15 protein-coding genes and 1 tRNA gene are annotated in these 17,964 nt (G+C 71.4%); 5 read left to right on the top strand and 11 right to left on the bottom strand.

Features of this window, described 5'->3' with window-relative positions; translation table 11 throughout:
* Positions 1 to 87 precede the first annotated feature (87 nt).
* The 4 genes from Plo01_RS18075 to Plo01_RS18060 all read right to left on the bottom strand — a co-directional run bounded on the left by Plo01_RS18075 (position 88) and on the right by Plo01_RS18060 (position 3,617).
* Positions 88 to 717 (bottom strand): 50S ribosomal protein L25/general stress protein Ctc, encoded by a 630-nt coding sequence (locus Plo01_RS18075; RefSeq protein ID WP_203891789.1) that lies wholly within the window; start codon positions 715 to 717, stop codon positions 88 to 90.
* A gap of 235 nt (positions 718 to 952) precedes the next feature.
* Positions 953 to 1,930, bottom strand: a complete 978-nt coding sequence (locus Plo01_RS18070; RefSeq protein WP_203891788.1) for a ribose-phosphate diphosphokinase — start codon at positions 1,928 to 1,930, stop codon at positions 953 to 955.
* Positions 1,927 to 3,381, bottom strand: coding sequence for a bifunctional UDP-N-acetylglucosamine diphosphorylase/glucosamine-1-phosphate N-acetyltransferase GlmU (glmU, locus tag Plo01_RS18065; protein WP_203891787.1), 1,455 nt, complete (start codon positions 3,379 to 3,381; stop codon positions 1,927 to 1,929). Before glmU ends, Plo01_RS18070 begins: the two co-directional genes overlap by 4 nt.
* Before the next feature lie 164 nt (positions 3,382 to 3,545).
* Positions 3,546 to 3,617: transfer RNA gene (locus Plo01_RS18060), tRNA-Gln, on the bottom strand.
* A gap of 410 nt (positions 3,618 to 4,027) precedes the next feature.
* Between Plo01_RS18060 and Plo01_RS18055 the strand changes: the two genes are divergently transcribed.
* The 4 genes from Plo01_RS18055 (at position 4,028) to Plo01_RS18040 (ending at position 9,153) form a co-directional block, all read left to right on the top strand.
* Positions 4,028 to 4,972, top strand: a complete 945-nt coding sequence (locus Plo01_RS18055) for an acyl-CoA desaturase (RefSeq protein WP_203891786.1) — start codon at positions 4,028 to 4,030, stop codon at positions 4,970 to 4,972.
* 187 nt (positions 4,973 to 5,159) lie between these two features.
* The gene (locus tag Plo01_RS18050) at positions 5,160 to 6,173 is read left to right on the top strand and encodes a TetR family transcriptional regulator (protein ID WP_373871698.1); all 1,014 of its coding nucleotides are present in this window, start codon (positions 5,160 to 5,162) and stop codon (positions 6,171 to 6,173) included.
* A 45-nt stretch (positions 6,174 to 6,218) separates the two neighbouring features.
* Complete coding sequence (locus Plo01_RS18045; RefSeq protein WP_203891785.1) at positions 6,219 to 8,282, top strand: RNA degradosome polyphosphate kinase; 2,064 nt, start codon at positions 6,219 to 6,221, stop codon at positions 8,280 to 8,282.
* Positions 8,275 to 9,153: an NUDIX hydrolase gene (locus Plo01_RS18040; protein ID WP_203891784.1), complete on the top strand. Its 879-nt coding sequence runs from the start codon at positions 8,275 to 8,277 to the stop codon at positions 9,151 to 9,153. The genes Plo01_RS18045 and Plo01_RS18040 overlap by 8 nt, the downstream gene beginning before the upstream one ends.
* 142 nt (positions 9,154 to 9,295) lie before the next feature.
* On the opposite strand, the gene Plo01_RS18035 is transcribed toward Plo01_RS18040, so the two are convergent.
* Complete coding sequence (locus Plo01_RS18035) at positions 9,296 to 10,768, bottom strand: CYTH and CHAD domain-containing protein (protein ID WP_239316575.1); 1,473 nt, start codon at positions 10,766 to 10,768, stop codon at positions 9,296 to 9,298.
* 50 nt (positions 10,769 to 10,818) lie between these two features.
* Entirely contained in the window at positions 10,819 to 11,601 is a 783-nt protein-coding gene (locus tag Plo01_RS18030; RefSeq protein ID WP_203891782.1) for a trans-aconitate 2-methyltransferase, read from the bottom strand.
* A 69-nt stretch (positions 11,602 to 11,670) separates the two neighbouring features.
* On the opposite strand from Plo01_RS18030, the gene Plo01_RS18025 reads away from it, so the two are divergent.
* Positions 11,671 to 12,201, top strand: a complete 531-nt coding sequence (locus Plo01_RS18025) for a MarR family winged helix-turn-helix transcriptional regulator (protein WP_203891781.1) — start codon at positions 11,671 to 11,673, stop codon at positions 12,199 to 12,201.
* Positions 12,202 to 12,291: 90 nt separating this feature from the next.
* On the opposite strand, the gene Plo01_RS18020 is transcribed toward Plo01_RS18025, so the two are convergent.
* The 5 genes from Plo01_RS18020 to rsmA all read right to left on the bottom strand — a co-directional run bounded on the left by Plo01_RS18020 (position 12,292) and on the right by rsmA (position 17,858).
* Positions 12,292 to 13,218, bottom strand: coding sequence for a CPBP family intramembrane glutamic endopeptidase (locus tag Plo01_RS18020; RefSeq protein ID WP_203891780.1), 927 nt, complete (start codon positions 13,216 to 13,218; stop codon positions 12,292 to 12,294).
* A complete protein-coding gene (locus Plo01_RS18015) occupies positions 13,215 to 13,817 on the bottom strand; it encodes a PadR family transcriptional regulator (protein ID WP_203891779.1) in 603 nt (200 codons plus the stop codon). The genes Plo01_RS18020 and Plo01_RS18015 overlap by 4 nt, the downstream gene beginning before the upstream one ends.
* Before the next feature lie 234 nt (positions 13,818 to 14,051).
* Positions 14,052 to 15,878: an ABC-F family ATP-binding cassette domain-containing protein gene (locus Plo01_RS18010; protein WP_203891778.1), complete on the bottom strand. Its 1,827-nt coding sequence runs from the start codon at positions 15,876 to 15,878 to the stop codon at positions 14,052 to 14,054.
* A 103-nt stretch (positions 15,879 to 15,981) separates the two neighbouring features.
* On the bottom strand, positions 15,982 to 16,905 hold the full coding sequence (locus Plo01_RS18005; protein WP_203891777.1) for a 4-(cytidine 5'-diphospho)-2-C-methyl-D-erythritol kinase: 924 nt from the start codon (positions 16,903 to 16,905) through the stop codon (positions 15,982 to 15,984).
* Positions 16,906 to 17,012: 107 nt separating this feature from the next.
* Entirely contained in the window at positions 17,013 to 17,858 is an 846-nt protein-coding gene (gene rsmA, locus Plo01_RS18000) for a 16S rRNA (adenine(1518)-N(6)/adenine(1519)-N(6))-dimethyltransferase RsmA (protein WP_203891808.1), read from the bottom strand.
* Between the last annotated feature and the right edge of the window lie 106 nt (positions 17,859 to 17,964).

Here is a 17,964-nt window from a genome sequence, read left to right as displayed (position 1 = left end):
GTCCACAACGAACCCATGCCCGGCCTCACACGCGCGTCAGGGCAGCCCGGTCCCGGACTGCCCTGACAGGTGTAGCAGAGAACGCCGTTACTCGGCGGCCTCGGCGGCCTCACCCTCGGCCGGAGCCTCGGCGGTCTCGCCCTCGGCCGGAGCCTCGGCGGCGGTCTCGCCCTCGACGGCCTCGGCGGTCGGCGCGGCGGAGATCACCAGCACCATCGCCTCCGCGTCGGCGACGAGCGTCGCGCCCTTGGGCAGCTTCAGGTCGCCCGCGGTGATCTGCGTGCCCACCTCCAGGCCCTCGACGCTGACCTCGACGCCCTCGGGGATGTGGGTCGCCTCGGCCTCGACCGAGACGGCGACCATCTGCTGGTCGAGGATGCCGTCGGCCACCTCGCCCACGACGGTGACCGGGATGTCCACGGTGACCTTCTCGCCGCGCTTGACGAGCAGCAGGTCGACGTGCTCCAGGAAGCCCTTGAGCGGGTCGCGCTGGACGCCCTTGGGCAGCGCGAGCTCGCTCACCGCGCCCTCGAGGCGGATCAGGACGTTCGGCGTGCGCAGGGCGAGCAGCAGCTCGTGGCCCGGCAGGGTCAGGTGCTGCGGGTCCGTGCCGTGGCCGTACAGGACGACGGGCACCTTGTGCTCGCGACGGATCTTGCGGGCGGCGCCCTTGCCGAACACGCTGCGCTGCTCGGCCTTGATGACTACCTCGGACACGGCGGATCTCCTAGGGATCGTCGATGACGGAGAGGCGCGCTCCCCCTCACCCGCCCTAGCGGAAGGCGTTACGAGCGCGCGCAACCTTTACAGCCTATCCTGCCCGCGGCAGCGCTCGGCCCCGCCGGGCCCGCCGCCGGGTCCCGGCCCAGCCGGCCCGGCCGGTCCGGCGCGCCCCCGGACACAGGACCGGCCCGGGGACCGCTGGTCCCCGGGCCGGTCTCTCAAGGGTCTCTCAGCAGTCGCCCTCGAACATGCTCGTCACCGAGCCGTCGCTGAACACCTCGGTGATCGCACGCGCGATCACCGGAGCGATCGACAGCACGGTCAGCTTGTCGAACTTCTTCTCCTCCGGCAGCGGCAGCGTGTTGGTGACGATGACCTCCGACACCTGCGAGTTCTTCAGGCGGTCCACCGCCGGATCGGAGAACACCGCGTGCGTGGCGGCCACGATCACGTCGGTCGCGCCCTGCTCGTACAGCGCGTCGGCGGCCTTGCAGATCGTGCCCGCCGTGTCGATCATGTCGTCGATCAGCACGCAGGTGCGGCCCCGCACCTTGCCGACGACCTCGTTCACCTTCACCTGGTTGGCCACGTCCAGGTCACGGCGCTTGTGGATGAAGGCCAGCGGCGTGCCCAGCGTGTCGGCCCAGCGCTCCGAGAGCCGCACCCGGCCGGTGTCCGGCGAGACGACCGTGGTGTTGGCCAGGTCGATCTTGTCCTTCATGTAGTTGACCAGCACCGGCATCGCGAACAGGTGGTCCACCGGGCCGTCGAAGAACCCCTGGATCTGCGAGGTGTGCAGGTCGATCGACATCAGCCGGTCGGCGCCCGCCGTCTTGAACAGGTCCGCCATCAGGCGGGCCGTGATGGGCTCGCGGCCCCGGCCCTTCTTGTCCTGGCGGGCGTAACCGAAGAACGGCATGACCACGGTGATCCGCTTGGCGGAGGCGCGCTTGAGCGCGTCCACCATGATCAGCTGCTCCATGATCCACTTGTTGATGGGCTCGGTGTGGCTCTGGATGACGAACGCGTCGCTGCCCCGCACCGACTCCTGGTAGCGGGCGTAGATCTCACCGTTGGCGAAGTCGCGCAACGTCGTCGGCGTGAGCTCCACTCCCAGATGGCTGGCCACCTCCTCCGCCAGCGCCGGATGCGAGCGCCCGGAGAAGAACATCATCTTCTTCTCGCCGGTCTGCTTGATGCTGCTCATGTGGAGGTGCTCCCCTGCTGATCTCCGGCCTCGGCCGCGCGCTGCGCCGCCTCCGCCGATCTGGTGCCCGGCCGCTTGCGCGCCGTCCACCCTTCGATGTTGCGCTGCCGCGCCCGGGCCACCCCCATCGCCCCCGGAGGGACGTCGCTGGCGATGACCGAGCCCGCGGCGGTGTAAGCGCCGTCGCCGATGTCCACCGGCGCGACGAGCATGGTGTCGCACCCCACGAACGCGTGGTCCCCCACCGTCGTGTGGTGCTTGCTGACGCCGTCGTAGTTGACGAACACCGACGAGGCCCCGATGTTCACCCCTGCCCCGAGGGTGGCGTCGCCCACATAGGTCAGGTGCGGAACCTTCGAGCCCTCGCCCACCCGGGCGTTCTTCATCTCGACGTACGTCCCGGCCTTCGCCTTGCGGGCCAGCACGGTGCCCGGGCGCAGGTAGGCGTACGGCCCCACCATGGCCTCCGGCCCGATCTCCGCCTCCACGCAGACGGCGTTGCGCACCACCGCGCCCTCGCCGACCACCGTGTCCGTCAGCGTGGTCGCCGGCCCGATCTCGGCCCCCTCGCCCACCGACGTGCGGCCGTGCAGCTGCGTGCCCGGGTGCAGCAGGACGTCCTGCTCCAGGACGACGTCCGCGTCCACCCACGTGCTGTCCGGGTCCACCACCGTCACGCCCGCCCGCATGTGCGCCTCCAGCAGCCGGGAGTTGAGCACCTTGCGCGCGAACGCCAGCTGGACCCGGTCGTTGACGCCCTCGACCTCGACGTGGTCGGCCGCGACGTACGCGCCGACCCGGTGACCGTCCCGGCGCAGGATCGACAGGACGTCGGTGAGGTACTCCTCCCCCTGGACGTTGGCGGTGGAGACCCGCTTGACCGCGTCGGCCAGCAGCGCGCCGTCGAAGGCGTAGACGCCCGAGTTCATCTCCCGGATCGCCCGCTGCTCCGCGGTGGCGTCCTTCTCCTCGACGATCTCCAGCACGGCCCCGGTCCCGTCGCGGACGATCCGCCCGTACCCGTGCGGGTCCGGGACCTCCGCGGTGAGGACCGTGACGGCGTTGCCCTCCCCGGCGTGCCGCTCCAGCAGCCCGGCGAGAGTGCTCGTGCGCAGCAGCGGCGTGTCGCCGTACGTCACCAGCACCGTGCCCTCGACGGCCCCGACCTCCTCCAGGACGGTCCGGACCGCGTGCCCCGTGCCCCGCTGTTCGGCCTGGACCACGGTCTGCGCGTCGGGACTGGTGAGCGCCAGATGCGCGCCGACCCGCTCCCGCCCGTGGCCGATGACAACAATGAGCCGCTCGGGTTCGAGACCTCGAGCGGCGGTGAGCATGTGGTCCACCAGGGTGCGACCGCACAGCTCGTGCAGGATTTTGGGTGTTTTCGATTTCATCCGGGTGCCCTCGCCTGCGGCGAGGACGATGACGGCGGCCGGGCGCGGCACACTCACGGACGAGGCTCCCTCGGCATCGCGATTGAGACATGGCGAAGCGGGATGACGTACGGCTACCTCCCGGGCACCGCACCGTCACCCACTCGACAACGTGAGGATACCTGCCGGGCCGGGATCCACCCAGCCAACCTGCCGCCCTACAAAGAGGACAAAAATCACAGCTCCGGCACCAGGACTCGAACCTGGACAACAAGGACCAAAACCTTGGGGGCTGCCAATTACCCAATGCCGGATCGCCCGGACGGTTCTCACAGGTCACGACCTGACAGAACCGCTCCGTCCCCACCTTACCGATAAGCCAGGCGACTCGCCCCTTTATGGATCAGCCGCCGGCTCCGCCGTCCGGCCATCAGCCGCCGGCTCCGCCGTCCGGCCGTCCCCGCCGCCCGCCCCTCGCGCCGTCGGCGCGGACACTTCGCGGCCACCACCCGTCCCGGAACGGTGGATTAGCGACCGTCCGGCGGGGCAGACGTACAGGGCTCGTTCCTTACCAGGTCAGAAGAGCTGGAAGCAAGGTTCGCCCGTGCCAGGAAATTCCCAGCGAAGTCGTGTTGGTTCTTGGCCACTCCTAACTTACTCTAGCGTAGGTTACGGTTGCGTAGCCGGACAAAAGGTCCATCCTTCTCCAACCGCGAGGTAGCGCATGACAGTCACCACGGACCGTCCCACCCCAGGGCCCAAGCCGGACATCGACCCGGAGCTGAAGACCACACCCGAGCTCATCACCTTCGGCGTGGTCGTGGGGGCGCCGCTGGTCGCCCTGGCCGCCGCCGTCCCCATCGCCTGGGGGTGGGGACTACTGGGCTGGACCGACGTCGTGATCGCCGGCGTCTTCTACCTGGTGTCCGGGCTGGGCGTCACCGTCGGGTTCCACCGCTACTTCACGCACGGCTCCTTCAAGGCCAAGCGCCCGCTGAAGCTCGCGCTGGGCATCGCGGGCAGCCTCTCGCTGGAGATGTCGGTGCTGGACTGGGTGGCCACCCACCGCAAGCACCACAAGTTCTCCGACAAGGACGGCGACCCGCACTCGCCGTGGCGGTTCGGCCCCGGCTTCTGGTCGCTGGCCAAGGGCCTGCTCTGGGCGCACATGGGCTGGCTGTTCGAGTCCACTCGCGCCAACCGCGAGAAGTACGCCCCCGACCTGGTCAAGGACCCGGACATCATCAAGCTGCACAAGTGGTTCCCGGCGCTGGCGATCTTCTCGATGACGGCCCCGGCGGTGCTGGGCGGCCTGCTGACCTGGTCGTGGCAGGGCGCGGCGACCGGTTTCTTCTGGGGCACGCTGGTCCGCATCGGCCTGCTCCACCACGTGACCTGGTCGATCAACTCCATCTGCCACGTCTTCGGCGAGGAGGCCTTCGAGTCGCGCGACAAGTCGCGGAACGTGTGGTGGCTGGCCATCCCGTCCTTCGGCGAGTCCTGGCACAACCTGCACCACTCCGACCCGACGTGCGCCCGCCACGGCGCGCTGAAGGGGCAGATCGACCTCAGCGCCGGCATGATCCGCTGGTTCGAGAGGTTCGGCTGGGCCCACGACGTCCGCTGGCCCACCCCCGAGCGGCTGGCGGCGAAGCGCATTGCCTCCTGACCATACCGAGCCGTCTGGGCACGCCAGGCTATCCGGGCACGCCGGTCCGCCTGGCCCTCCCGGACACACCGGCCGTCCCTCCACCGCCGTCGCGATCCGCGCGGCGACGCCCGCCAGTCGGCCCGCTCCGGCGGTCCGATCCGGCGGGCGTCCCGTTTCGTCGGCCGGGAACGTCATTATGGGAACTGTGAGCGAACCCCGACGAAGGATGACCGGCAAGGAGCGCCGGGAGCAGCTGATCCAGATCAGCCGGACCCTGTTCGCGGAGAAGGGGTTCGACGGCACCTCGGTCGAGGAGATAGCGGCGACCGCCAACGTCTCCAAGCCGGTGGTCTACGAGCACTTCGGCGGCAAGGAGGGCGTCTACGCCGTCGTCGTCGACCGCGAGATGCAGAAGCTGCTCGGCATGGTCACCGAGGCCCTGTCGGCCTCGCACGCGCTGGTGAAGCTGGAGCGGGCCGCGCTGGCGCTGCTGGCCTACGTGGAGGAGAACAGCGAGGGCTTCCGGATCCTGGTCCGCGACTCCCACGCGGCGTCGGGCACGGGCACGTTCGCCAGCCTGATCAACGACATCGCCAGCCAGGTCGAGGATGTCATGGTCGACGAGTTCGCCGGGCGCGGCTACGACCCGAAGCTGGCGCCGATGTACGCCCAGATGCTGGTCGGCATGGTGGCGCTGACCGGCCAGTGGTGGCTGGACGTGCGGCGGCCCTCGCGCGAGGAGGTGGCCGCGCACCTGGTCAACCTCGCGTGGAACGGGCTGACGGGCCTGAACCCGCAGCCCCGCCTGACCTCCGGCTCCCGGCTGATCGAGGAGCGGCGGGCGCCGCTCCTGCCGCGCCCGACCGAGAAGGAGCTGCGCGAGCGCGAGCGCGCCAGGGAGCGCGAGCTGCGCGAGGCCGAGAAGGCCCGCGAGCGCGAGCTGAAGGAGCGGGAGAAGATCCGCGAGCGCGAGCTGCGTGAGGCCGAGAAACTGGCGCGCGAGGCCGAGAAGGCGCGGCTGCGCGAGCTGAAGGAGCAGGAGAAGATCCGCGAGCGCGAGCAGCGCGAGGCCGAGAAACTGGCGCGTGAGCAGGAGAGGGCGCGCGAGCGGGAGCTTCGCGAGGCCGAGAAGGCCCGCGAGCGCGAGCAGCGCGAGCTGGAGCGGGCCCGGATCCGCGAGGCCAGGGAGGCTGAGCGGGCAAGCAACAGCAGCCGTTGAGCCGAAATTAACGTCCCGTTCAACAAAAGCGGGCATTGTGGTCATATGTCCGTCGAACCCGTGCATCCTGCCCCAGAAGGGCCACCTCTCCCACAGGAGCGCTTCCTCAACCGGGAAGAGAGCTGGCTCCAGTTCAACCAGCGTGTCCTGGAGCTGGCGGAGGACCCGTCCCTGCCGTTGCTGGAGCGGGTCCGCTTTCTGGCGATCTTCGCCAGCAACCTGGACGAGTTCTTCCGGGTACGGGTGGCCGGGCTGAAACGACGGATGGCCACCGGCCTGCTGCTGCGCACCAAGAGCGGGATGAAGCCCCGCGAGGAGCTGGCCAGGATCGCCGCCATCGCCGACGAGCTGGCGCAGCGGCACGCGACCTGCTTCCACGAGCGGGTCTCTCCGCAGCTCGCCGCCGAGGGCATCGTGATCGTCCGCTGGGACGATCTGAGCCGCGACGAGCGCACCGAGATGCGCAAGCTGTTCCGGGAGCGGATCCGGCCGGTGCTGACGCCGCTGGCCGTCGATCCCGCCCACCCGTTCCCCTACATTTCGGGTCTCTCCCTCAACCTCGCCGTGACGGTCCGGAACCCCTCGACCGGGCACACGGTGTTCGCCCGGGTGAAGGTGCCGGGCCGGCTGCCCCGCTTCGTCGCGGTGTCCAGGGACCGGTTCGTCCCGCTCGAAGACGTGATCGCGGCCCACCTGGGCCAGCTCTTCAAGGGCATGGAGATCGTCGAGCACCATGTCTTCCGGGTCACCCGGAACGAGGATCTCGAGGTGGACGAGGACGTCACCGAGAACCTCATGCAGGCGCTGGAGAAGGAGCTGCTCAAGCGGCGCTTCGGCCCGCCGGTCCGGCTGGAGGTGGAGGACAGCATCACGCCGGGCGTGCTGGAGCTGCTGGTGGAGGAGCTCGGCGTGGCCGAGCACGAGATCTACCGGCTGCCCGGCCCGCTCGACCTCACCGGGCTGCACACGATCGCCGACCTGGACCGGGGGGAGCTGAGCTTCCGCCCGTTCGTGCCCGCGGAGGTCGTCCACGTCGAGGACGACATCTTCGCGGTGCTCCGCGAGCGGGACGTGCTGCTGCACCATCCGTACGACTCGTTCGCCACGAGCGTGCAGCGCTTCATCGAGCAGGCCGCCGCCGACCCGAACGTGCTGGCGATCAAGCAGACGCTCTACCGGACCAGCGGCGACTCCCCGATCGTGGACGCGCTGATCGACGCGGCCGAGGCGGGCAAGCAGGTCGTCGTGGTGGTGGAGATCAAGGCGCGGTTCGACGAGCACGCCAACATCAGCTGGGCGCGCAAGCTGGAGCGGGCCGGGTGCCACGTGGTCTACGGCGTGGTGGGCCTGAAGACCCACTGCAAGCTGGCCCTGGTCGTCCGCCAGGAGTCCTCCGGGGAGCTGCGCAGCTACTGCCACATCGGCACCGGCAACTACAACCCCAAGACCGCCCGGATGTACGAGGACCTGGGGTTGCTGACCGCCGACCCGCTCGTCGGCGAGGACGTCACGGACCTGTTCATCCACCTGACGGGATACTCCAACCACTCGGCCTACCGGCGGCTGCTGGTCGCCCCGCACTCGCTCCGGGGCGGGCTGCTGGCCAGGGTCGAGCGGGAGATCTCCCACGCGCTGGCGGGCCGTCCGGCCAGGATCCGGATGAAGACGAACTCCCTGGTGGACGAGCCGATCATCGACGCCCTCTACCGGGCGTCGCAGGCGGGCGTCCCGGTGGACCTGTGGGTTCGAGGAGTGTGCACGCTGCGGCCGGGTATCCCCGGACTGTCGGACAACATCCGGGTCAGAAGCGTGCTGGGCCGGTTCCTGGAGCACTCGCGGATCTACGAGTTCGGCCAGGGCCGCCGTCCGGAGATCTGGATCGGCAGCGCCGACCTGATGCGGCGCAACCTGGACCGCCGGGTGGAGGCGCTGGTCAAGGTCGTCAGCCAGCAGCAACGGTCCTACCTGGGCGATCTCCTCGACCGGGCGATGGCGGACACCACGGCGACGTGGTGGCTCAACGCGGACGGTTCCTGGACCCGGCACACCGGCGACGACCTGCAGAGCCACCTGATCGGCACCCGCCGATGGAGGACCATCGATGACTGAGCCCGACGTCCACCCGACCGACGTGATCCGCGCGGCCGGGGCGGTGGTGTGGCGGGGCGAGGAGTCGGCCCCGGAGGTCGCCCTCGTCCACCGGCCCAAGTACGACGACTGGACCTTCCCCAAGGGCAAGCTGAAGCCCGGCGAGCACGTGATCGGCGGCGCGCTGCGCGAGGTGGCCGAGGAGACGGGGGCCGCGGTCGTCCTGGGCCGGCTGCTCCCGCCGGTCCACTACATGAAGGGCGGCCGGCTCAAGCGGGTCGACTACTGGCTGGCCCGCGCGGTCTCGGACGGCCGGCACACCGGACTGGACGAGGTCGACGAGGTGGCCTGGGTGCCGCTGGAGGAGGCCCGGCGGCGGCTGACCTACGAGTGGGACGCCGGTCTGCTCCGCGCGCTCACCGCGCTCCCGCTGACGACCACGCCGCTGCTGCTGGTCCGGCACGGCGTGGCCGGTTCGCGCCAGGAGTGGCGGGGCGACGACGACCTGCGCCCGCTGGACGAGACCGGCACGGCCCAGGCCGGGGTGCTCGCGGACGCCCTGTACGGCTACCGCCCGGTGGAGCTGGTCAGCTCGCCGAGCAGGCGCTGCGTGCAGACCCTGGAGCCGTACGCCGAGCGGGCCGGGCTGGAGATCCGCCACGAGCCCCTGCTCTCGGAGCGCGACTACGACCTCCGGGCCTCACGCCGCCTGGTCGCCGAGGCGCTGTCCGCGGACCGGCCGGCGGCGCTGTGCAGCCACGGCAAGGTGCTCACCGAGCTGATCTCCGGGATCGTCGACCGGCCCGCCGACTCGCACCTGCGCAAGGGCGCGTTCCTGGTCCTGCACCGCGCCGGGGGCCGGGTCGTGGCGATGGACCGTTACACGACCTGAGGCCCCTCGCACCGCCCGCGGCCCCGACGCCCGGCTGACAGGCTCCGTCACACCGCCCGCGGTTTCACCGTACGTCCTGAAGAGGCCCGTCACACCGCCCGCGGCCCCGACCCACATCCTGCCGTCCGTCGTGCGGCGGCGGTCACAGGAGCTTGGCGACCGCCTGGGTGGTCTTCTCCCACACGCCGGGGAACTCCTTGGAGGCGCGCGCGGCCCGGGCCCGTTCGAGGCCCGTCAGGACGCCGTAGGTGAAGGTGTCCTCCCCCGCCTGCCGCGCCCGCCCGGCCTCCGCGGTGAGCCGCTCCTGGGCGACCAGGCCGTCCCGGTGGGCGCCCAGCACGTCCTGCACGGCCTCCGCCCGGTCGGCCAGCTCGGACATGCCGAGCACCTCGGCGGTGTAGCGGGCGCGTTTGGCGGCCTTGCGCACCTCGTGCATGGCGGTCTCTCGCTTGTCCGGGTCCTCGACGGCCTGGGCGGCGCCGTAGGCGCGGGTGACCCGGCGCCAGCTCTTGGCGGCGACGGCCTCGAGGGTCGCGGCGGGCTTGGCGGCCGCCTTGGTGAGCTGAGGGGCCGCGACCAGGTCGTCGAGGGCGTCGAGCAGGGCGAAGTACCGTTCGCCGGTGAGCGCCTGTCTGATCCGCTCGTACGCCTCCTGCTCGTCGTCCAGCAGGTCGGAGCCGAGCCGGGAGCGAACCGGCCCCACGATCAGCTCGCCGTCCAGGGAGTCGAGGGCGTGGGAGAACCGGTCGCGGATGACCTCCAGGTCGCGTGCCTCGCCGAGGACCCCGCCCAGCCACTTGAGCTCCTCCTGCAGGGGCTCGGTGTTCTCGGCGATCTTCCTGAAGGACTTGAGCGCGCTGCGCATCCGGCGGCAGGCCACGCGCATCTGGTGCACGGCGTCCGGCTCGGCCCGCCGTACCCGGGGGTCCTGGGAGAACAGGGCCGCCACCTGGGAGGACAGATAACCGACGATGATCTCACCGGCGCTCCCCTTCCCGGTCTTGGCGACCCGGACCGCGGGGATCTCGCGGGCGGCGCCGAGCAGGCGGGCCAGCTTGCTGGACGATCCGGCGGGGCTCGCCCCGGCCTTGCGGAGCCGCTTGCCGACCCGCTCCAGCAGCTTCCCGTCGCCCGTGCCCAGCTCGGCCTCGACCTCGCGCCAGCGCTCGACGTGCGGCTCCTCGCCGAGCACGGTGCCCTTGACCCGGTCGTCGGCGACCTCCACGAGCGTCACGCCCGCGCCGTTGCGCAGCAGGGTGACCGAGCGGCGGGTGTCGAGCTCGGCGACGGGGACGAGCGGGGCGCCCCGGGTGAAGGCGAGGACCAGGTCGGCCAGCTCCGGCGGCACCGTCTTGATGCTCCGGGTCAGCGGGTGGGTGATCTCCTGCCGGGCGCCTCTGGTCTTGGGCAGTTTCAGGTGCCAGCCGGGATCGGTGCCGCCCCTGCGCCGCCGCAGGGTGATGCCGCGCGCGGCGAGCCTGAGGTCGGGGGTGTCGAAGTAGATCGCCACGAGCTGGTGGGATCGAGGGCCGACTATGTCGTCGCAGCCCGGCAGACCCGTCAGGTCGGGAATCTCGTAGTCCGCCGGGACGTCGAACTTGTCTTCGATCTCCATCGCCACAGGCCGGCCCCATTTACCTGGTATCTACTGTGCCCTCGAAGTATTTATTGATCCTCCCCTACCCGTCCAGGGCCGGGCTTGCGCGCCACGACGAAGATTCTCCGGAAGGGGAAGACGGTGCCGTACGGCCGGCGCGGGTAAGCCTCGTTCAGCTGGGCCGCGAAGTCGGCGATGAACTCGTTGCGCTCGGCGGGGGGGAGGCGGTCGATCACCGGGCGCAGGGCGGTGCCGCTGACCCAGTGGAGCACGGCGTTCTCCCCGGGCAGGACGTGCAGGTAGGTCGTCTCCCAGGCGTCCACCGCGCACCCGAGGGCGGCGAGCCGCTCCAGGTATTCGGCCGGGCTTCCCACGGGTTCGTTCCTGACCAGGTCTCCGAGCCATTCGAGCCACTTGGTCCGGCACAGGTCGCGCAGGATCACGTGGCTGGGGGCGTCGAAGTTGCCGGGCACCTGGAAGGCGAGCCACCCTCCGGGCGCGAGCGCCTCGACCCAGCGGGACAGCAGGTCCCGGTGCTCGGGCACCCACTGCAGGACGGCGTTGGAGACGATCACGTCCACCGGGCGGTCGGGCCGCCAGTCCATGACGTCGCCGACGGAGAAGGAGAGGCGCTCCCCCGCCGGGGCCTTGTCGATCATCGCGGTCGAGGAGTCGAAGCCGTGCACTTCGGCTCCGGGCCAGCGCCTGGCCAGCTCGGCGGTGAGATCACCGGTGCCGCAGCCCGCGTCGACGACGTAGGCGGGGTCCACGGCGGCTATCCTGCCGGTGAGATCGAAGAACGGGCGCGACCGCTCGTCGGCGTAACGGCCGTAGGTCTCTGGGTCCCACATATCTCTTGACATCAAGATAATTGATATCCCCGGAGATATCTCGATGTCAAGAAAGATAGACTGCGTGTCATGACCCCGCATGACCCGGACCAGGCCCACGATGAAGTCGATCACCTGGTCGCGGCCTGGCGGCAGGAACGCCCCGACCTGGACGTGGAGCCGCTCCAGGTGCTCAGCCGCGTCTCCCGGCTGGCCCGCCACCTCGACCGCGCCCGCCGGGCCTCCTTCGCCGAGCACGGGCTGGAGAGCTGGGAGTTCGACGTCCTCACCGCCCTGCGCCGGGCCGGCAAGCCGTACGAGCTGAGCCCGGGAGCCCTGCTCCGCGCCACCCTGGTCACCTCCGGCACGATGACCAACCGGATCGACCGCCTCGCCGCGGCCGGGCTGGTACGGCGCCGCCCCGACCCCGAGGACCGGCGCGGCGTCCTGGTCTCGCTGACCGAGGCCGGGCTCAAGCGGGTGGACGACGCCTTCGCCGACCTGCTCCGCCGCGAGCACGAGCTGCTGGCCGGCCTCGGACAGCGCGAACAGCAGGCCCTCGCGGGCCTGCTGCGCACGCTACTCATCCCTTTTGACGCGACCGACACCGGAGCGCATTGATCCCACTCTGCCCTGTCCCGGGGGCCTAAACCCGATCAAGAACGAAACGGTCGCCCACCCCCGCTCACTCCCCCGGACGGCGGCCCGCGCTCACTCCCCCGGTCGGCCGCCGCTCCGGCGCCGGCGGCGCAGGAGGACGAGCCCCACCCCGCCGAAGACGAGGACCGAGGCGAGTGAGTTCGGGGCGACGCCGAACAGCACGTCGCCGTTCCCCCGGTAGCTCAGATGGCCGTTGAGCAGGAGCGGGTTCACGAGCGCGTTGTTGACCGTGTGGAGCACCACGCCGGGCCAGATCGAGCCGGTCCGCACGCGCATCTCGCCGTAGAGGACGGCCAGCGCCATGATGCCCGCGAAGAAGAGCGGCAGGTACCACGCCCACGGCAGCGACGTGGTCCGGCGGAAGTCCTCCTGGGACATCCAGACCGTGTACAGCGGAAGGTGCCACAACCCCCAGACCAGCCCGACGAGCAGGTGCGGGGCGACGCCGCGCAGGCCGAGGGCCATCGCGGTGCGCGTGCCGTAACCCCGGAAGATGAACTCCTCCAGCAGGTTCTTGACCAGCAGGAAACCGAGCCCGGTGGCGAAGGCGACGGGCAGGGACGGCGCGCCGGCCGAGGGGGCGACGGAGAACGTCGCGACGCCGGCGGCCGTCGCCGCCGCCACCGCGACGACGGCCGTGACCGGGGAGAGCGCCGTCGCGAACCCGAACCAGCGGGCCCGGCCCGCGAACCGCGGCGTGAGCCCCACAGGCCCGGCGCCGTCCCGGCTGAGGAAGTAGAGGACGAGGGCGGTCAGCGCCGGGACGGCGATCCACAGCTCCTGCCCGTTCGTACCGCCGCTCGTGGAGCCCACGCTCCCGGTGCCGACGGTCTCCCCGGCGGCCCGGTCCATGGCCGCGAAGAGCCAGCCGCCGCCGGCGGCGACGGCCGAGAAGATCGCGAAGTTGATCCGGGCGCGGAGCCGCGAGACCGGGCGGCGCCGCGACGCGACGTCCCCGAGATCGGCCGGTGCGGTCATCGTGATTCTCCGTTCGTGGAGGCGTCGTTCACGGGAGCGTCGTTCACGGGAGCGTCGTTCACGGGAGCGTCCTCAAGCAGGGCGAGGGCTTCGTCGACCCAGGCGACGACGCCTTCGGCGCTGTGCCTGCCGGCCGAGATGGTCGTCAGGATGTAGGGCAGGTCCGGGGAGCCCTTCTCCTCCTCGGAGAGCGCGCGGGCCAGGTCGTCGTATTCGGCCAGGCTCCGCACGGCGTCCGCCTTCGCCTCCAGCAGCAGCTCCCGGCACTTCCGCGCGCCCAGGGTCCGGCCGAAGAACAGGCGCAGCAGGAGGCCGTTCCGCGGCGGCGCCGCCGTGATCGGCTCGCTCAGCAGCTCGTGCAGGCGCGCGGTGCCGGAGTCGGTGATGACGAAGGTCGACGAACCGGCGCGCGGACCCTCCCGGCGCTCCACATGGCCCTGCTGTTCGAGGGCGTTGAGCGTCGGATAGATCTGCCCGAAGCTCTCGCTCCAGAAGTGCCCGAGCACGTCCCGGATCGCCTCCCGCAGCGCGTAGGCCGTCATCGGATGCATGCTCAGGCCCCCCAGGACCGCCGTCTCCGTCTGGCTCCGCCGTGCCATCGGCACCTCCTTGTCTCTGTCAGATATATCTAACAGAGACAATTGGTGGGCGCAATCCTCCGGATTGTGGAAATCGAAGGGGTTTCTCCCCGGACCGGGACCGTCCGGCGGATCCCCGACGGCCCCGACGGCCCCGACGGCCCCGACGGCCTTCAGACCGTCGGGGCCGTCGCCGTAGAGACCGTCGGGGCCGCCGCCGTACGGCGGGGCTCGGCGCCGCCGTACGGCGGGACGTCACTCGCCGAGACGGTCGGCGACCTCCAGCCACTCGGCCTCGATGGACTCCTTCTCCGCCTGCACGGCCTTGAGGTCGGCGTCCAGCTCGGCCAGGCGGCCGTAGTCGGCGGCGGCGTCGGCCATGGAGGCGTGGAGCCTGGTCTCCCGGTCGCCCAGCTTGTCGAGCTGACGCTCCAGGCGGGAGAGCTCCTTGCGGAGTTCGCGCTCCTCCTTGGCCGAGAGCCCGGCCCCGGCGGCCGCAGCCGGGCCGGAGCCCGTGGCGGTCACGGAGGCCACGGAGGTCGCAGAGCCCGAGGAGCCCGTCGCCGCCCGGGCCGACAACGCCCCGCCGGACGCGCGCCGCTGCAGGTATTCGTCCACCCCGCCGGGGAGCATCGACAACCTGCCGTCGCCCAGCAGCGCCACGCAGCGGTCGGCCACCCGCTCCAGGAAGTAGCGGTCGTGGCTGACCACGATCAGCGTGCCCGGCCAGCCGTCGAGCAGGTCCTCCAGCTCGTTCAGCGTCTCGATGTCGAGGTCGTTGGTCGGCTCGTCGAGCAGCAGCACGTTCGGGTCGTCCATGAGCAGCCGGAGCAGCTGCAGGCGGCGGCGCTCGCCGCCCGACAGGTCGCCGACGACCTTCCACTGCGCCTCGCCCTTGAAGCCGAGGCGCTCCAGCAGCTGGGAGGCGGTCCACTCTTTCTTGCCGACCTGGATGAACTTGCGGATCTCCTCGACCGTCTCCAGCACCCGGCGGGCGGGGTCGAGCTCGGCCAGCTCCTGCGACAGGTGCGCCAGGCGGACCGTCTTGCCCTGCACGAGCCTGCCCGAGTCGGGCCGGACGGTTCCGGCCAGCAGGCGCAGCACCGAGGACTTGCCCGAGCCGTTCACGCCGATCAGGCCGATCCGGTCACCGGGGCCGAACTGCCAGGTGCAGTGGTCCAGGACCTGCGGGCCCCGGCCGGGGCCGCCGGCGTGCAGGGTCACGTCCTCCAGGTCGTAGACCGTGCGGCCCAGCCGGGCGGCGGCGAACTTGACCAGCTCGACGCTCTCGCGGGCCGGCGGCTCGTCGGCGATCAGGGCCTGGGCGGCCTCGATGCGGAACTTGGGCTTGGAGGTGCGGGCGGGCGGGCCGCGCCGGAGCCAGGCGATCTCCTTGCGCATCAGGTTCTGGCGGCGGGCCTCGGAGGCCGCGGCGATCCGGGCGCGCTCGGCCTTGGCCAGCACGTAGGCGGCGTAACCGCCCTCGTAGCGCTCGACCGCGCCGTCGACGACCTCCCAGGTGCGGGTGGAGACGGCGTCCAGGAACCACCGGTCGTGGGTGACGACCAGCAGCGCGCTCTTGCGCGCCGACAGGTGCCTGGCCAGCCAGTCGATGGCCTCGATGTCGAGGTGGTTGGTGGGCTCGTCGAGGATGATCAGGTCGTGCTCGCCGATGAGCAGCCGGGCCAGGGCCGTGCGGCGGCGCTCGCCGCCCGACAGGCTCCCGGCCGGGGACGACAGGTCGATGTCGCCGAGCAGGTTGGCGAGGATCTCGCGGACGCCCGCGTCACCGGCCCACTCGTGCTCGGGCCTGTCGTCGAGGACGATGTCCCCCACCGCGCGCGCCGGGTCCAGGTCGTCGCCCTGGGACAGCACGCCGACGTGCAGGCCCCGGTTGTGCGTGACGCGCCCGGAGTCGGGCTTGAGGTTCCCGGCGATCACCGAGATCAGCGTCGTCTTACCGCCGCCGTTGCGGCCCACCACGCCGATCCGGTCGCCCGCCTCGATGCCGAGGGAGACGTCCTTCAGCAGCGGCTTGGGACCGTAGGAGTGGGAGACGGACTCAAGGTTGACCAGATTCATCGTGCGACAAGGGTATCCGGTGCGGAACCGTCCCCACGCGGGCGCGGCGACCGGTCCGCCCGGACGTCACCGCGCCTTCGCGAGCTCCCGGAGGAACGGGGTCTCACCGGGGCTTCGGGGACTCGTGGACGACCGTGGGCCCGGGGACGGGGCCGTGGGCGGTCAGGACGTCGCGGGCGACGTTCTCGGTCTTCAGGGCGGCGGCCAGCGTCTCGGCGTGGGCCGCGGACTCCGCCAGGAAGGCGCAGGTCGGGCCGGAGCCGGAGACGACGGCGCCCAGGGCCCCGTGCTCGCCGCCGGCCTGGAGGGTGCGGGCCAGGGAGCCGCGCAGGGACAGGGCGGCGGGCTGCAGGTCGTTGGTGAGCTCGGCGCCGAGCGCCTTCGCGTCGCCGGCGCGGAGCGCGGCCAGCAGCGGCTCGGCGGCCCGGGGGTGCCCGATCCGCTCTCCGCCCCGCTCGCGGATGCGGTCGCACTCGCCGTACACCTTCGCGGTGGACAGGCCGCCGTCGGCCAGGGCGAAGACCCAGTGGAACGTTCCGCCGACCTCCAGGGGGGCCAGCCGCTCGCCCCGGCCGGTGCCCACGGCGGTCCCGCCCAGCAGCGCGAACGGGACGTCGCTGCCGAGGTCGGAGGCGATCTCCATGAGGTCCTCCAGCGGCAGGCCGAGACCCCACAGCTCGTTGCAGGCGACCAGGGCCGCGGCCGCGTCGGCGCTGCCGCCCGCCATGCCGCCCGCCACCGGGATCGCCTTGCGGATGGCCAGGCTCACGCCGTAGGAGCGGCCGGCGTGCCGGGCCAGCGCGACGGCGGCCTGGATGGCGAGGTTGTCGCCGTCCTCCGGCACCTGGTCGGCGGACTCGCCCTCGACCCGGACGCTCATCCCGGTCTCCGCGCTGGCCGTCACCTCATCGAAGATCGAGACGGCGTGGAAGACGTTCACCAGGTCGTGGTAGCCGTCATCGCGGAGCGGGCCCACCGCCAGCTGCAGGTTGACCTTGGCGGGAACGCGGACGGTCACGGAGTTCATGCGTCCCCCTCGGCACGCTCGCTAGTCACGGTCTCCGATCGTAACGGGACCGCTCCGACACCAATGCCAACAGATCGACAAATCACGCCATGGGCGGCTCGTCCTCACTACGGGCGGTTCTCGGCGATCCGGGCGAAATCCTCGACCGTGAGCTGCTCGCCGCGCGCCGAGGGGTCGATCCCGGCCCCGCGCAGGGCCCGCTCGGCGGCGGCGGCCGTACCGGCCCAGGAGGCCAGGGCGGCGCGCAGGGTCTTGCGGCGCTGGGCGAAAGCGGCGTCCACGACCTCGAAGACCTCCTCGCGGGCGGCCCCGGTGGCCGGAGGCTCGCGGCGGGTCATCGCGACGAGGCCGGAGTCCACGTTGGGCACCGGCCAGAAGACCGTGCGGCCGACGGGGCCGGCGCGGCGGACGTCGGCGTACCAGGCCGCCTTGACCGAGGGGATGCCGTAGATCTTCGAGCCCGGTACGGCGGCCAGCCGGTCGGCGACCTCCGACTGGACCATGACCAGGACGTTCCGGAGCGAGGGCAGGGTCTCCAGCAGGTGCAGCACGACCGGCACCGAGACGTTGTAGGGCAGGTTGGCGACCAGCGCGGTCGGCTTCTCCTCGGGCAGCTCCTCCGGCCGGACGCGCATGGCGTCGGCGAGCACCACGGTGAGCCGCCCGGCCAGCTCGGGGGCGCGCTCGGCGACGGTCAGGGGGAGCTGCCCGGCCAGGACCGGGTCGATCTCCACCGCCACCACCGCGCGGACCTCGGGGAGCAGCGCCAGGGTGAGCGAGCCCAGTCCGGGGCCGACCTCGATGACCACGTCGTCGGGGTCGAGCCCGGCGGTCCGGACGATCCGGCGGACCGTGCCGCCGTCGATCACGAAGTTCTGGCCGAGCTTCTTCGTCGGCCGAATGTCCAGCTTCTCCGCCAAATTACGTATTTCTACGGGCCCGAGAAGGCTCATGCTGGTTCCCCGCCCGTTCTCTTCCCGACTCCCCACGACATCCAACAAGTTTCGCGCATCGAACACGATGCGGCGACGCATGATGAAGACGAGAGGTCCCGTTGTG

The sequence above is a fragment of the Planobispora longispora genome (assembly GCF_016863135.1).
Lineage (GTDB): Bacteria > Actinomycetota > Actinomycetes > Streptosporangiales > Streptosporangiaceae > Planobispora > Planobispora longispora.
This window is presented reverse-complemented; position numbering and strand designations above follow the sequence as displayed.

Bases quoted from the DNA above. Each gene is read 5' to 3' on its own strand.
- Plo01_RS18070 (WP_203891788.1), bottom strand. From the start codon at position 1,930: ATGAGCAGCATCAAGCAGACCGGCGAGAAGAAGATGATGTTCTTCTCC.
- Plo01_RS18055 (WP_203891786.1), top strand. From the start codon at position 4,028: ATGACAGTCACCACGGACCGTCCCACCCCAGGGCCCAAGCCGGACATC.
- Plo01_RS18045 (WP_203891785.1), top strand. From the start codon at position 6,219: ATGTCCGTCGAACCCGTGCATCCTGCCCCAGAAGGGCCACCTCTCCCA.
- Plo01_RS18040 (WP_203891784.1), top strand. From the start codon at position 8,275: ATGACTGAGCCCGACGTCCACCCGACCGACGTGATCCGCGCGGCCGGG.
- Plo01_RS18035 (WP_239316575.1), bottom strand. From the start codon at position 10,768: ATGGAGATCGAAGACAAGTTCGACGTCCCGGCGGACTACGAGATTCCC.
- Plo01_RS18030 (WP_203891782.1), bottom strand. From the start codon at position 11,601: ATGTGGGACCCAGAGACCTACGGCCGTTACGCCGACGAGCGGTCGCGC.
- Plo01_RS18025 (WP_203891781.1), top strand. From the start codon at position 11,671: ATGACCCCGCATGACCCGGACCAGGCCCACGATGAAGTCGATCACCTG.
- Plo01_RS18020 (WP_203891780.1), bottom strand. From the start codon at position 13,218: ATGACCGCACCGGCCGATCTCGGGGACGTCGCGTCGCGGCGCCGCCCG.
- Plo01_RS18015 (WP_203891779.1), bottom strand. From the start codon at position 13,817: ATGGCACGGCGGAGCCAGACGGAGACGGCGGTCCTGGGGGGCCTGAGC.
- Plo01_RS18010 (WP_203891778.1), bottom strand. From the start codon at position 15,878: ATGAATCTGGTCAACCTTGAGTCCGTCTCCCACTCCTACGGTCCCAAG.
- Plo01_RS18005 (WP_203891777.1), bottom strand. From the start codon at position 16,905: ATGAACTCCGTGACCGTCCGCGTTCCCGCCAAGGTCAACCTGCAGCTG.
- rsmA (WP_203891808.1), bottom strand. From the start codon at position 17,858: ATGAGCCTTCTCGGGCCCGTAGAAATACGTAATTTGGCGGAGAAGCTG.